This is a genomic window from Paenibacillus sp. P4_A9 (assembly GCF_056402415.1).
This window is the reverse complement of the sequence record NZ_JBFUHL010000015.1, coordinates 46,905-60,947: the sequence shown is the minus strand read 5'-3', so window position 1 is coordinate 60,947 and position 14,043 is coordinate 46,905. Positions and strand designations below refer to the sequence as shown.

Below are 14,043 nucleotides of genomic sequence, written 5' to 3'. Positions count from 1 at the left end.
AAAGGATGCGGCTATGACACAATTAACTACCTATATTGGAACCTCGAATCATGGGTTCGCACAATATGCACAAGATGAACTACGTAAGTTATTTCCATTAACGAAATTTACATTATTGGTGCCAACGGAAGTTTTTTATTTCCAGGTTCCAGATGATTCTGCAGATGTAATTCCAACCTTGCGAGAGAATGAACCGATCTTTCTACGACATGTTCAACCTGTTCATCAAGAATGGGATCTTAGCCGCACGGATGCAGATATTGCGCATTTGACGGCATGGCTTCGCGAAGCCTATGCTACTGGTTTGTTTGCTTTCGGCGAGAAAATTACTACGCAAATTCGTAAAGAAGAGCGTGCAGATGTTCCGTATGCGCCGTTTACGATTAAGGCCGCTTTCGATGAAATCCTCGTAGCTGAATGCGGGGGCGAGCCCGTTGTCCGATATGCGGACCACATTATTTCGGTGTACATTAGCGCCAAAAAGCTTTATATCGGAATATCGAAGCCACAGGACAACTTATCGGACTGGTCAGGTGGTGCTATTCGCTTCATGAAGGAAGAAGATCAAATATCACGCGCCAAATTTAAGCTTTTGGAAGCAGAGCAGCGTTTCGGCATTGATTTCAGTGTCGCTCGCAAAGCGATTGATATTGGGGCTGCACCTGGCGGATGGACGTCATTGCTGTTAGAACGCGGTTTGAAAGTAACGGCGATTGACCCAGCTGCAATGAACCCACGACTCCTAGGTAATCCTTTGCTGACTTTCCTGAAGAAAAATGCAGGAGACGTGAAGTTGCGCGTAAATGAGTTTGATTTATTGGTGTGTGATATGAGCTGGGACCCGCGGCAAATGGGACGCCTGGTGGCAGATTTACTCTTCTCTTTGCAAAGTGGCGGTACGGCCATTATCACGGTGAAGCTTATGCATAAGAAACCATTCCAAACGGTTCGTGATATCCTACACATTTTCGAAGATTCACTCTTCCTGTTGAAAGCGAAGCAGTTGTTTCACAATCGCGAAGAAATCACGCTATATTTGCAAAAAATATAAAATGTGAAAAATAGCTAGATTTTCCAATAACCCTCCCTTATAATCAAGAGAAATATGACTTGATAGATAAGAGGGGGGTTTTTAAGTATTGTGAAGCAAATACCAAGGCAAGGGGAAATTATAGGAGGGAGATACCAACTCGTGTCCATACTCGGACAAGGCGGCATGAGTCAGGTGTATCTCGCTGAAGATAACAAGCTGAAGGGGAAGCGCTGGGCAGTGAAGGAGTGTTTGTGCACAGATTCCGACAAGGCATTCTTCATGGAGGAAGCAGAAATGCTTTCCAAGCTCCAGCACGTGCAGCTCCCCCAATTAGTGGATTATTTTATTACAGAAGATGGGAAAGGCTATCTGGTCATGGACTATATCGAGGGGCCTACGTTGCAGGATTTATTCGAAAAGAATCATCGTGATCTACCCATTACGCAAATTGTTCATATTGCTTTCCAGTTACTCGATATTTTCCACTACTTACACACGTTCGAACCTCGACCCATTATTTACCGCGATCTCAAGCCTTCCAACGTCATGCTCAACCAACACAATCAAGTTCGATTAATCGATTTCGGTGTGGCTAGACAATTTAAACAAGGACAAGCTTCCGATACCATGCAAATGGGGACGATCGGATTCGCTGCTCCGGAACAATATTTGGGGCTCCAAACGGATGCCCGCACGGATCTTTACACACTAGGCTCCATGCTGTATTACTTATTGTCCGGTGGTTACTATGCTTATAGCAAAGCCAAGCCTTTGGAACTGCGAAAAGAAGGGATTCCAGAAGCCTTATGCACCACGATTCATTTTCTACTGCAAGATCAACCCTCGAACCGTTATCAAACCGCATTAGAAGTGAAGCTGAAACTTCGTTCCCTATACGCGGAAAGCAATCTGCTCGTAACAGACTCACAGCCTCAACGCACATCACTCCCATCTAATATGAGCGATAAGTTAATTGTTATTGGCGGATTATTCGCAGGTGTAGGAGCGACATTTACCGCAATAACATTAGCCAGAATCCTACATGCTCTCCAAATTCCCAACGCGCTTGTCGAGCAACCGACGATTGAACCTGATTTGTATATGCTTTTATACGGAGAACATAATGCCCCGACCCCATACATCTTTCCCTCCGATCACATTCGTGACACATCTTCCACTAACGCAACACCATGGATCAACGGTTTTACCACCTGGGCGCCTATTCACCCTGACGGCTTTCAAGGCAATTGGCAAGCTTCCCATGCTTTTAAGCTCATGCACTTGATCAAAAAGCCGATCGTCGTGTGGGACGTTTCGACGCAGTGGGAGCACCCTGCGGTACAAGAACTTTGTTTTAGCGCGGAAGACATCGTCGTCATTGTGGATAGCTCGCCAGGGAAGTGTGATCGCCCCAGCTCGCGCAAGCTGATTGAACAGTTTGAATCTTACAAGCAACGAGGTAAAAAGGTGCATTATATTGCCAATGGGGTGCTACCTCCTCATATACAAAGAGAGTGGCATGACTCACTCCCGTCAGCACCGCTGTGTACCATACCGCAAATTCCTAGATCAGAAGTGATGCAAGCGGTTTGGAAGGGTGATTGCATACAGGATGAGCCGCAATACCTTAACATGTTATACGAATCCCTGAAACCATTCCTCAGTGAAATTCTCCCGGGCGGAAGCCTCAAGCAATTCGCACGGCGACCAAGAAAATCGATTTTTACCCGATTCAAGAAACGTGATTAGTGCTTTTATATAGCAATAACCAAAAATATCCAAAAGTATGGTATGATGAGTCATATTTTGAATGAGAAACCGAGGGGGAAACAGCTATGGAGCAGCGATATTCGAGAGAATCCAGATGTTTCAAAACATCGCGTATTTTTCCAACTGATGTGAACAATCATAATACACTTTTTGGTGGAAAGCTGATGTCCTATATTGATGATATTGCTTCTATTGCGGCTCATAAGCATTGTAGGAGGTCGGTCGTGACGGCTTCTACGGATTCGGTTGACTTTTTGTCACCGATACACACGTCGGATTCTGTCTGCTTAGAATCTTTCGTGACTTGGACAGGAAAAAGCTCGATGGAGGTTTTCGTCAAGGTTGTTACCGAGGATCTGAAGTCAGGTGCAAGGAAAATTGCTGCGACCTCTTTCCTTACTTTTGTTGCCTTGGATGAAAATAAAGTGCCGGTTGAAGTACCGGATGTGATACCAGAAACCGAAGAGGAGATAAAGCTTCACGAATCCGCACCGCATCGCGCCGAGATGAGACGTATTCGCCGTGTGGAGAGTAAGAAGCTGGCTAGCTTCTTCACAATGAAGTACCCGTGGGAATAAGGGGATTGATTTATTAGGGAAATGTGGTACAATTTGGGTAATTATAATTCGGACAAGCGGAAGCACCGCTGATTGTAGAGAAATATTCTCTATTGTCAGTGCGTGCTTTTTTGCTATTCCGAGAAAAGGCAGGAGGGGAAATATGAGAGATGAAACAACGACTCGCGTGGCGATTGTAATCGCCGTTATGAGTTGTGTACTTATTGGCAGTGGTGTTTATACGAGGTTCGCTGGTTAGTTCCAAGAATGAAGGAGGGGAAACTGAATTGAGTAAACTTCAACTGTATGTCTTAGATGATGACATGTCTTATGCCGAGCGATTAGTCCTATTCATTCGGGCGACGGAGTTTGCTGAACGCGTACAAGTTAAGCTCTTTTCACAAGTAGAGATTCTAGTACAGGTGTTAGAGAATACGAGCATCGAAGGTGTCTTGTTGCTATCTGAAGCGTACTATCCGGTATTGCAGCATCATCGAACTTCGTTGTGCAAGATGATTCTAAGTGAAAACATCATGAATTCTAATGCTCCAGATACATTACTTCCGTTCTTATTCCGTTATCAACCATTGTTTCAGTTGCTTACACGCATTCAAGCTCTATTTACGGAGGGTATTCCAAGTGAACATCATCCGCTTCATGCCACTCGAACACGCGTGATATCCGTCTACAGCAGTAGTGGAAATAGTGGTAAATCGACCACATCTGTTCATATGGCGAAGCAGCTAGCATTTCGGGGGGAGCGTGTCTTGTATCTAAGCTTGGAGTCGGTGAGTGCAGCTTCGCAGTGGCTGCAAGGAGAATCGGGGAGATTATCGCAGCTCCTGTATTATTTGAAAGTATCGCCTGACTCGATAGGGCCGAAGCTCGCTTTATTAAAATCGCATGATGTTAACCATCGGTTCGATTATTTGACACCTCATGAGCAAATGAGGGAGATGCAAGAGATGAGCGGTGACCAAGTCAAGCAGCTCATAGCGTCGATCGTAGACTTATCTCTCTACGATACAATCATCGTTGATCTTGAAGCATCAGTTCATCCGAGAATCGTCAAAAGCTTAGAACTTAGCGACACGATTATTTGGCTTGTTCGAGATGATTGGAATGATGCTTTCAAAACGAAATCACTATTTAAGCAAATGAGCGCGTATCCGCATATTCATTTTGTTATGACGAGCTTTAGGGGCAGTCAAACAAATACTTTCGATTTTCTAGGTAAAAATATAATCTTCAATCTTCCCTATATTCCAGAATGGAAGGTGATGAGTTCGGCAGAGCAAGTGTGGCAATCGGATATTTTTTCGGAACAGGTGTACAGCATGCTGAAAGCAGTCCTCAATGAACATGCTGTAACTGCAAAAGAAGGAGCTGCTTCTTACTTTGAATCAAGAGCTGTTTAACGAATTAAAGCGGGAGATTAAAGAGAATCTTGACCTCTCACATGAGGTGAGTGACGATCAGTTGTGGGGGCATATCGAAGAAGCAATCTTTCGTGCTGCAAGTAAACAGGGGTGGACTTCGAGCGAAATGCAGGCCGGAGTCAATCGCATATTTGACAGCTTTCGAGGATTAGATATTCTTCAACCGCTAATTGATGACCCTACAGTAACAGAGATCATGGTGAATGGGCATACCTGCATTTTCTTTGAACGAATGGGTGCTGTTGAACGATACCCTTACGAGCTTGAAAGTTCAGAGAAGCTTGAAGATCTTATTCAAATGATCGTTTCCAAAGTCAATCGTATCGTCAACCAAGCCACTCCCATAGTGGATGCACGATTGAATGATGGCTCTCGCGTAAATATTGTGCTTCCACCTGCCTCACTCAGCGGTCCTACCTTAACCATCCGTAAATTTCCTGCCAAGCCAATGGATATGTCAGATTTGATTCGTATGGGCAGCATTTCGGAGGAAGCCGCAGAAATGCTGCGGATGATGGTTGAAGCGGGATTTAATATGTTTGTAGGTGGCGGAACAGGGTCAGGGAAGACGACGTTTCTCAATGCGTTGAGTGCTTGGATTCCTGATCATGAACGCGTGATTACAATCGAAGATTCAGCTGAGCTTCAGATCCAATCTGTACCTAATCTGGTTCGGATGGAAACGAGAAATGCGAATACCGAAGGGAAGGGGGCTATTACGATGCGAGAATTGATTCGATCATCCCTGCGGATGCGCCCTAATCGCATTATTGTCGGCGAGGTACGTGGTGCCGAGGCGTTGGATATGCTGGCAGCGATGAATACCGGTCATGATGGTTCTTTAAGCACAGGTCATGCGAACACCTCGCTAGATATGCTAAGCAGACTAGAGACGATGGTACTGAGTGCAGCACCGCTTCCTGTTGAAGTGATTCGTAAACAGATTGCCTCGGCCCTAGATGTGATCGTGCATATTTCCCGGATGCGAGATCGTTCTCGGAAGGTGACAGAGATTCATCAAGTCGTTGGCTTGAAGGATGGCGAAGTGCACTTGCAGCCGCTATTTCTCTTCGAGGAGAGCGGGGAGACGCCAGATGGTAAGATCCTAGGAGCATTAAAGTATACGGGACAAGCTCTTGCGAATATGCACAAGCTTCAAATGGCGGGGAAAAAGCTACCTAATTGGTTTACACGTGTTGCAGTTGTGTGTGAGGCCGTATGAACGTGTGGTTGTTGATTTTTCTGATCGGTGGAGGAAGTTGGATGATCCTGCTGTATCTTGAACGCCGCAAATYACCTCGCAAATCAAATGAAAGCCCCCCTAAACCCAAGTCAGAGGCCATCCTTCCAATAATTCCTTACATCGATTACAACCAATATCGATTGTCCTCCAAAGAGAGAATAACTGCTATTCTGATGCTAGCAATACCGGCATTCATGATCGGTTATATTTTCTATCAACAGATCATCCTCGCAACCGCTTTAGCTACTACGGGCTTTCTGTTTCCTCGCATTCGTCGTCAGCAATTAATCCAAAAACGCAAAAATATGCTTCATGTGCAGTTTAAGCAGGCGCTCAGCTGTCTTTCTTCTTCCATGACAGTGGGGAAATCCATTGAATCGGCATTTCGAGAGGCTTGGGATGATTTGAAGCTGCTGTATCCCGATCCGGTCTGTTTGATCGTCGTTGAATTCGGCAGGATTTGCCGGAAGGTTGAAAATGGCGAACCGATTGAGACAGCGCTTAAACATTTTGCAGATCGAAGCCATTTAGAAGATATTCAGAGCTTTACTGACGTATTTCTGACCTGTAAGAGAACGGGAGGTAATTTAGTTGAAGTGATGAAGCGAACAGCAACGGTTATTGCAGATAAACTAGAAATAACCCAGGAAATTTCGGTCATGATAGCTCAAAAGCGTTTTGAATCAAGAGTACTCGTTGTTGCCCCRATCCTCATTGTTGCTGTTTTGGCCTTTTCCTCACCCGATTATATGGTTCCACTTTACAGAGGAAGCGGGGTCCTCATCATGACCATTTGCTTATTGTTACTTGGTGCCTGTTACGTAATCACTCAAAAAATAATGAATATCAAGGTGTAGCATGTGGATCTGGCTATTAGGTTTAGCACAAATTGTTTTCTTAATGGCTTTACAAGTGATTGGACGTAAGAAATACGGGGCACAGCTTTCAATAATCAGCTACCCGTTTCGGTTAAAATTGCTCTTACCATACAGTTATTTTGTGATCGATAAGCTTCAATTGTTGGAGCGGTTCCCTGATTTCACGTCTAAAATCCATCATAAATGTATGACCTTGTACGGTAGGAGCTTGTCCTCACAAGGCAGCAAGTGGTTCGTAGCTGAGTTGATTTCTGCCAGTACGCTGTGCCTTTTCATCGTTACTTTACTTGCCATTTTTGCTGGTGAAGATAGCTCGATGTTAGCTTTTGGTGTGGTTGCTGCAATGGGTACACCGATGATGATGGTTCGTGATTTAGATACCAAAATACGCAAAAAGCAGCAATCAATGATCCAAGAGCTACCTGAGTTTCTGAGCACAATCGTGCTCTTAGTTAATGCGGGTGAAACTGTTAACCGTGCGTGGATACGTTGTGTTCAAGCCAAGCCGCATATGACGGATTCTCCGCTTTTCAAAGAATTACTTGTAGCTGTGCATGAGCTGGAGATGAATATCTCCTTCACGAAGGTATTAGAAGATTTCAGTAAGCGATGCGCGTTACATGAAGTGTCATTATTTACGTCAACGCTTAGTCTGAACTATAAAAGAGGYGGTAATGACTTTGTCGTTGCCCTGCACGCACTTTCGCTGGAGCTGTGGCAACGCAGGAAGAGTGTCTCGCGAACTTTAGGGGAGGAAGCATCTTCCAAGTTAGTTTTCCCGATGGTTTTAATTTTTGTTGTGGTGATGGTGATTGTCGCCGCACCCGCGTTACTCATGATGAACCAATAGAAAGGGATGTTGAAATGAAAGCGATGATGGAATGCTTTAAACGTGTTTGGAAAGAGGAAGATGGACTCGGAACGCTAGAGATTTTATTGATTGTTGCTGTGCTTGTTGCAATTGCGATTATTTTCAGAAAGTGGATCGTGTCGTGGTTTCAAAAATTGATCGGTGATGCGAACTCCGACTTAAAGGATAACAGTGCAGTTGCACCTTGTGCGCCTAGCCCAACTACGAGCTGTGCGCCATAGTCGGTTCCATCGCTTCACTGGAAATGAACAAGGAACATTCACTTTAGAAGCGTCACTCGTTTTTCCTGTCATTCTCATATGTACGGTGACGCTTTTGTTTGTAGGGATGTATGCTTATCAGCATGTTTATATGGGGCAATTAGCTCGATCAGCAGCAGAAAAGCTAGCTTTTACTTGGAATAACAGCCATAAAGATGTGACGACAGGAAGCTATAATCCGCAGGAAACGGATGGTTTGTACTGGCGTCTGACGCAGGACAATGTGAGCGATTTATTTGGCTTGCTGCAAGGGAATGGCGGTACTAGCATCACAATCCCCGCGAATCACACCGATGTTCTTGAGGAGAAAAAGCTGGCAAAAGCCAATAGCTTACTCCCAGCAGGTGTTACAGGCACGGCAACGTATACGAATTATTTACTTGATCATCAAATTGAAGTAGTTGTAAACAAGTCCTTTCTAATGCCCTCAATACTGCGGAAATGGATGCAGACGGCTCCAACAGAAGGTAAGTCTGTTGCTCATGTTGTTGATTCTATAGAGCTGATCCGAACGACAGATCTGACACGTACCTATTTGCAGACACTAGTTGCACGGATTTCACCTGAGAAAGCGAAGGCAGCACTTGTAGATCCCGTAAAGACCGATTTGTCTGGTCCGGGTGTCACTATTCAATCAGAACGTCAGGCATCCACGTACTTGAGATCATTGGTGGGTGGCACAGAGGTTGTGCTGACTACGGCGTCTGGAAAAAGTAGGAAAGTCGATGCATTAGATACTCGAGGCATTGGTCACCAAGCCTTTTACAGTATGTCCGAAGCTCAGCTTCGGACGGAACAGCTGCCGAAGGACGTCGAGCTTCTCCAACATGATCATACAGTGAAAGGCGTCGTCTGGCACTTTTTTAAGAAGGATGCCAGTGGCAAAGGGATGCCTACGGCCGCTTTTCGCAAAGAACTCGAACGTAAAGGGATCGTGGTTGTTATTCACAATTAGAAAGAGGGGAGCCTTTGAGGAGATTTCTATATGCAGAGAACGGCGCGGTATCCGTCTATTTGATACTCATTATCGTTCCGATTTTCATATTTCAAGCAGTACTTATTGATTTTGCCCGAATCAAAGTAGCGGAGAAAGAAACAGAGTCCGCTATACATGCGGCGACACGCTCAGTGATGTCCTCATTTGATAGCGAGTTGCAGAAGAGAGGACTTTATGGCATGGGTCTCTCTCAGGATGCATTAGAAAAATTGTTTAGTGATGTCTTTGTCAAAAACCTATCGGGAGGCATCTCTTCGAATGCGTTTCACTTTATAAATACCAAGGCTGTTGAAGRCACTGTACGTGTTACACCAGTTTATTCGCTTGCTAGCCATGTCATATTTAAAGATCAGCTCATCCAAGATATGAAAATAAAAGCACCTATTGAATACACCCTAGAAATCGCTGATAAATTTCAGAAAAGTGGCGTCCGGGAGCCTTTTCAGATGGGATCGCAATTTGCCAAAGATGCGGCTGAATTAGAGAAGCTTATCGAGCAGAGGGAATCCGAGCTAGATGAAGCATGGCAGAGTACGGAAGCGTTATATGCGAAAACAACGTCTTTTCACAGCTATTATGTAACAAGAATTGCGGAATTAGACGAGTTAGCTGGGCAAATCGGCATTCATACAGTTGACGAAGTTCGTGGCGAAATCAGTCAGGTAAATGTGGAACTGGATTCTCTTATGAATACGATGAGGAATATGGATCTTTCTTTGGCTTCAATGGTAAAAGCAGGTCCTGAGGCGGCAGCCAGTATCCGAACAATTGTTGAAGCTAAACATACGCTTGAGGAGCAGGCTAATACGCTTTCACAGAAGCTTACTGAGCTTGAAGCTTTAGTTCAACAAATTTTGAAGTACACGGCACTAGTTATCCGTACGAAGCTAGAAGTAGCCGCCAATGAAAATGATATTAAGCAGCTCCAGCAGGTGATCGAGCCTACCTTACGGCTAGCCAAGCAAAAAAATGATGAGTTACGCGCTAAGTTAACCGGAATTTCGAGCACATCTACATCTACTAGAGATGCTCAAGGAGCTAATGATGTATTTCAACATGTTTCCCTCATTGGGGATGATTATTTTTATCAGTATCAAACGTCAGTCGCACAGATTGCAGCGTTATTTTCAGCTTTTCAGTCATCTGTTGAGCGAGTCTTCTTGTATACGTCAGTACATACAAGCGAGTTCAATCAAGCCAACGATGCTTATTGGGCATCTGCAAATGAATTTCACAGTAAACAAAGCCCAATAGAGCAATCTAGAATGGCTAAGAATGAAGCGAGCACGATGAATAAGCAGACTCAAAAGAATAAAATCCAAGCTGTTTTGGATCAAGCGAGGCAAGCTATTGGCGGTTGTAGTCTGACGAATTCACAATCTGGTGATGCTGCGCAATATAGCAAGCTCCAGGGTGAATTAGGCTACTTTCAGAAATATCGAGAAGTGAATGCGCAAGAAACAGCGATTGGAAATGAGGTTGCTTATGACCTTGATAAAGCTGAGCCAGCTAGTTTAAGGGCGATGGATATGCTGGGAGCAATCAACCAGGCAGCAGAAGATCTGCGAGATGAGCTCTATGTGAATGAATATGCGCTTACAAAGTTTAACTATCGAACATATGGGCTAGAGAAAGATCCTAGTGAGCAACCAAAATTGTCCAATGAATTCGTTGACCCTGGGACACACCCGCTAGCAAGGCAAGAGGTTGAATATCTCTTGTACGGATTTTCTTCATGTTCCGCTAACATATCATCGGCGTATGCAGAAATGTTTTCATTACGATTGGCGATTCGTACAGTCGAAGCCTTATTAGATCCGAAGAAGGAGCTTCTGGGCATCGGGTCCCCTTTACTCGTGTTATTGGCTGCAGTGGCCCAAGGTGCAGTAAAGGCGCTAGTCGACATGAACACGTTGGTGAAAGGTGAAGCTGTTGAATTATCCTCTAAGCTTTCAACAACGGCGCTCAAATTAACTTACAAAGACTATTTACGGTTATTTCTCATGCTGCATAGCAACAATGCCAAGCTGATGTCTAGAATGCAGGCGCTTCTCGAATTAGAGACTGGTAAAGATCTCATCCAAGAAACAACCTATATGCAAGCGAATGCCTCTAGTGAAATAAGACTTTGGTTTATTCCACAAGTGATGAAACTGTTGGATGGGACTGGACTTTTGGGATGTAAAATCGTCGGAACCCAATGTCAAATCAATCGGACTGCTGTCGTATCGTATTGAGAAAGGGGTGAGAGAGTTGCTTCTGAAACTGCACAAAGAGCAAGAGGGCGGCATAGTTCTGGAGGCTTCACTTATACTGCCTTTGTTTTTGGCTTTCGTAGTAGGTCTTGTGCTTTTCATTCAAATTGCTGTTGTCGAAATGTCTATGCAGACAGGTGTGTCCGAGGCGACGAAGTCCATCGCAGGTCAACTGTACCCTGTTCGGATTCTGGTCCAAGAAGCCCAAGTGAAATATGATCAAAGCCGTGCAGCGGACATGCTTAATGCTGTCGTAGGTCAAGTCCAATCGGCACGGAACCACGTGACGAGTGCAGAGGATTATGCCGATCAGTACGCTGCCTACATACCAGATTCTGTTTTGGAGCTCGTCCGCTGGGAAAAAGAGAAGCGGGAGTTTGGCGAAGGCATGGCTCAAGATGAACTGAACGGACTCTATGAAGATCATGTGAAACCGCGAATACTCGCGGCCTTTACACCCATTGTGTTTGCGTTTTGCGATGCGTCTATCGTCGAAAAGAAGAACTTTAAAGTCATCTCCGTGACGTTACCGAGTATGGAACAAGGCAGTGAGGCTTTCTTTGGTCTCGAAGCTCAATTGACCTATAAGCTTCCTATTCCTTTTATGAGTCAAACGATTGTTTTGAAAAAAAGGGCCTATGAACGGGCTTGGGTAGGGGATTGAACAGTAGGGAGGAGTACTATCATTATCGTGATTGATGGACTTTTTATTATATTTATCGCAATTGCTTTTGTTACTGATGTTCGGCATTCAAAGCTGCCTAATACGTTGACCGTGTGTGGAACTATTGTCGGTATAGTGTTCCACGTAGGGACGCAGGGCTGGAACGGTTTGCTTTTTTCTATCATTGGGGCATGTACGGGCTTTCTCATAGTACTCGTTTTGTATCTTTTAGGAGCTTTGGGCGCAGGGGATGTCAAGCTCTTTGCTGCTATTGGGGCTATGATGGGTTGTATGTTTGTCTTACAAACACTAATTTACTCGATTTTATGTGCAGGAATCATCGGACTTGTTCTATTACTTATAAAAAAACAAATGAGAGCGACTGGTCATAAGCTTACTGCGTGGCTTATCTCGATTATTGCGCTCAACAGGCTCGAAACATTACGTGAGATCAAGTATCAGAAAAACATTAAATTTCCCTTTATGTACGCTGTATTACCTGGTGTTATTGTCTCATATTACTATGCTTTACTTTGATAGGAGGTGGTTGAATGAAGCAAGATGTATTCGGACTTCGGTATGAGTTTGTGTATCGACATGGACATCATATGGAGTTGTTCAAGGAAGGTGGAATAGCAGGAAGTGAGCTTTCCACTTTACAGGTACGTATGTTAGAAGCTAATCAAGTCCCAAGGCTGTTGCCGCTCGACATTCACGAGGTGGATGCTAACCTTCGACTACAGTATAGATTGTCTTCCAAACGCATGCTGACGCATGTTCTTAAGGTGGGTGCATTCTCGAGCCATCACCTCTCCAAATTAATGTATGCGATTGTATGTACACTCGATGAGAGTAAGAATTACATGCTATACGAGATGAATTTCGTGCTGAAGGATAATTTTATATTCGTCGGACAGGATTGGTCGGATGTTTACCTAACATATGTTCCGTTAGACATGCAGCATGACGAAGATGATGTCTGTCTTTCAATAGATTCGCTTCTCAGAAAGCTTATCACACATGTTGGGGAAGAGGAGCAGGATCAACTGCAAGCTTGGATTTCCACGCATTTGGTTAAAAAGAGTTTACTTGGCTATAAGGAAGCGTTTTTGAAGCTAATGGACGAGCCGGTTCAAATGCGAAATCCAACAACTCCAACAACTCCAACAACTTCAACAACTTCAACTGTTACACAAACAGAACCCGTTGAAGCCGCATTACCAGAACTCGAATTACCTAAAGCACATTGGAAGCGGAAAGAAGATACCCCCATACAACTTATCATTCCCAACTTGGCTAAACTTGATCATAAACCTCTATCTTTCATTCCTCTTAATCAGCGAGCACGATGGATGACAACCGCGCTCATACTCATTCTATCTGCCTTTCTCTGGCAGCAATACTTGACGTACCCTTCAACTAGCACACTGCAGCTTATAGCTGGAATCACGCTGTTGCTAGGAGATGTAGTCTTTGTTCTGCTTTGCAAGGGCCGCCCCGTGTTCCCACACGCCACCATCCCAAATCCCGATTCCGCTAACTCGAGTGATGCCTCAACTATCGCGGCGGCTCCCATGGATATGACGGACTACTATCAGAATTTACCGATGCATACAACCCTTCTCAGCCCTTCAAAATCAAATGCCACGGTGTTTCTTGGGAAATCTCCAAAGCAGATGCCGCTGGGACCTCGATTGGAATTTCAAATAGAAGGAAGTAAACATTCCGTTCCCGTCAGCAGTGAAGTTTTTACGATCGGCAGGGGGGATTCAAGCAGTAAGGTTGACTACGTGATGGAAATTGCTGGTGTTTCTAGAATCCATGCGGAAATCGTACAAACGAACAATGGCTATCAGCTTAGAGACGCCGGCTCTACCAACGGTACCTATTTGAACGATCATCCTTTGGTCACCTATCAAGCCTATCCGCTAAAAGATGGGGACATTGTGCGAATTATTCGACAAGAAATGACTTTTCGGCTCTTATAACAAATAGTTCTACTTCCTGTCTGCCTTGAGCAGTGGTATAATAAGAAGTCGCGAGTAAAATACGTGATTATCTTAGAACTAGACAGGG

Annotated in this window: 13 protein-coding genes; all 13 read left to right on the top strand. The window is 44.5% G+C overall.

All coding sequences use genetic code 11. From position 1 onward, the window contains the following. Positions 1 to 13: 13 nt before the first annotated feature. On the top strand, positions 14 to 1,051 hold the full coding sequence (locus AC1DVJ_RS13145; protein ID WP_477591353.1) for an SAM-dependent methyltransferase: 1,038 nt from the start codon (positions 14 to 16) through the stop codon (positions 1,049 to 1,051). A 141-nt stretch (positions 1,052 to 1,192) separates the two neighbouring features. After that, positions 1,193 to 2,782 carry a serine/threonine protein kinase gene (locus AC1DVJ_RS13140; protein ID WP_477591352.1) on the top strand — a complete coding sequence of 530 codons (1,590 nt, stop codon included), beginning with the start codon at positions 1,193 to 1,195 and terminating at the stop codon, positions 2,780 to 2,782. 86 nt (positions 2,783 to 2,868) lie between these two features. After that, positions 2,869 to 3,381: an acyl-CoA thioesterase gene (locus AC1DVJ_RS13135; protein WP_477591350.1), complete on the top strand. Its 513-nt coding sequence runs from the start codon at positions 2,869 to 2,871 to the stop codon at positions 3,379 to 3,381. Between the two features lie 266 nt (positions 3,382 to 3,647). Continuing rightward, positions 3,648 to 4,778 carry an AAA family ATPase gene (locus AC1DVJ_RS13130; protein ID WP_477591348.1) on the top strand — a complete coding sequence of 377 codons (1,131 nt, stop codon included), beginning with the start codon at positions 3,648 to 3,650 and terminating at the stop codon, positions 4,776 to 4,778. Then, on the top strand, positions 4,759 to 6,021 hold the full coding sequence (locus AC1DVJ_RS13125; protein ID WP_477591346.1) for a CpaF family protein: 1,263 nt from the start codon (positions 4,759 to 4,761) through the stop codon (positions 6,019 to 6,021). The genes AC1DVJ_RS13130 and AC1DVJ_RS13125 overlap by 20 nt, the downstream gene beginning before the upstream one ends. Next, a complete protein-coding gene (locus AC1DVJ_RS13120; RefSeq protein WP_477591345.1) occupies positions 6,018 to 6,899 on the top strand; it encodes a type II secretion system F family protein in 882 nt (293 codons plus the stop codon). The genes AC1DVJ_RS13125 and AC1DVJ_RS13120 overlap by 4 nt, the downstream gene beginning before the upstream one ends. Before the next feature lies 1 nt (position 6,900). After that, on the top strand, positions 6,901 to 7,770 hold the full coding sequence (locus AC1DVJ_RS13115; protein ID WP_477591343.1) for a type II secretion system F family protein: 870 nt from the start codon (positions 6,901 to 6,903) through the stop codon (positions 7,768 to 7,770). 14 nt (positions 7,771 to 7,784) lie between these two features. Beyond that, positions 7,785 to 8,012: a Flp1 family type IVb pilin gene (locus tag AC1DVJ_RS13110; RefSeq protein ID WP_477591341.1), complete on the top strand. Its 228-nt coding sequence runs from the start codon at positions 7,785 to 7,787 to the stop codon at positions 8,010 to 8,012. Then, entirely contained in the window at positions 8,002 to 9,006 is a 1,005-nt protein-coding gene (locus AC1DVJ_RS13105) for a TadE/TadG family type IV pilus assembly protein (protein WP_477591340.1), read from the top strand. Before AC1DVJ_RS13110 ends, AC1DVJ_RS13105 begins: the two co-directional genes overlap by 11 nt. A 14-nt stretch (positions 9,007 to 9,020) precedes the next feature. Then, entirely contained in the window at positions 9,021 to 11,285 is a 2,265-nt protein-coding gene (locus tag AC1DVJ_RS13100) for a hypothetical protein (protein ID WP_477591339.1), read from the top strand. 16 nt (positions 11,286 to 11,301) lie between these two features. Then, complete coding sequence (locus AC1DVJ_RS13095; protein WP_477591337.1) at positions 11,302 to 11,967, top strand: TadE/TadG family type IV pilus assembly protein; 666 nt, start codon at positions 11,302 to 11,304, stop codon at positions 11,965 to 11,967. A 27-nt stretch (positions 11,968 to 11,994) separates the two neighbouring features. Further along, the gene (locus tag AC1DVJ_RS13090; RefSeq protein WP_477591335.1) at positions 11,995 to 12,504 is read left to right on the top strand and encodes an A24 family peptidase; all 510 of its coding nucleotides are present in this window, start codon (positions 11,995 to 11,997) and stop codon (positions 12,502 to 12,504) included. Between the two features lie 14 nt (positions 12,505 to 12,518). Beyond that, positions 12,519 to 13,955, top strand: coding sequence for a DUF6382 domain-containing protein (locus AC1DVJ_RS13085; protein ID WP_477591333.1), 1,437 nt, complete (start codon positions 12,519 to 12,521; stop codon positions 13,953 to 13,955). Positions 13,956 to 14,043 lie beyond the last annotated feature (88 nt).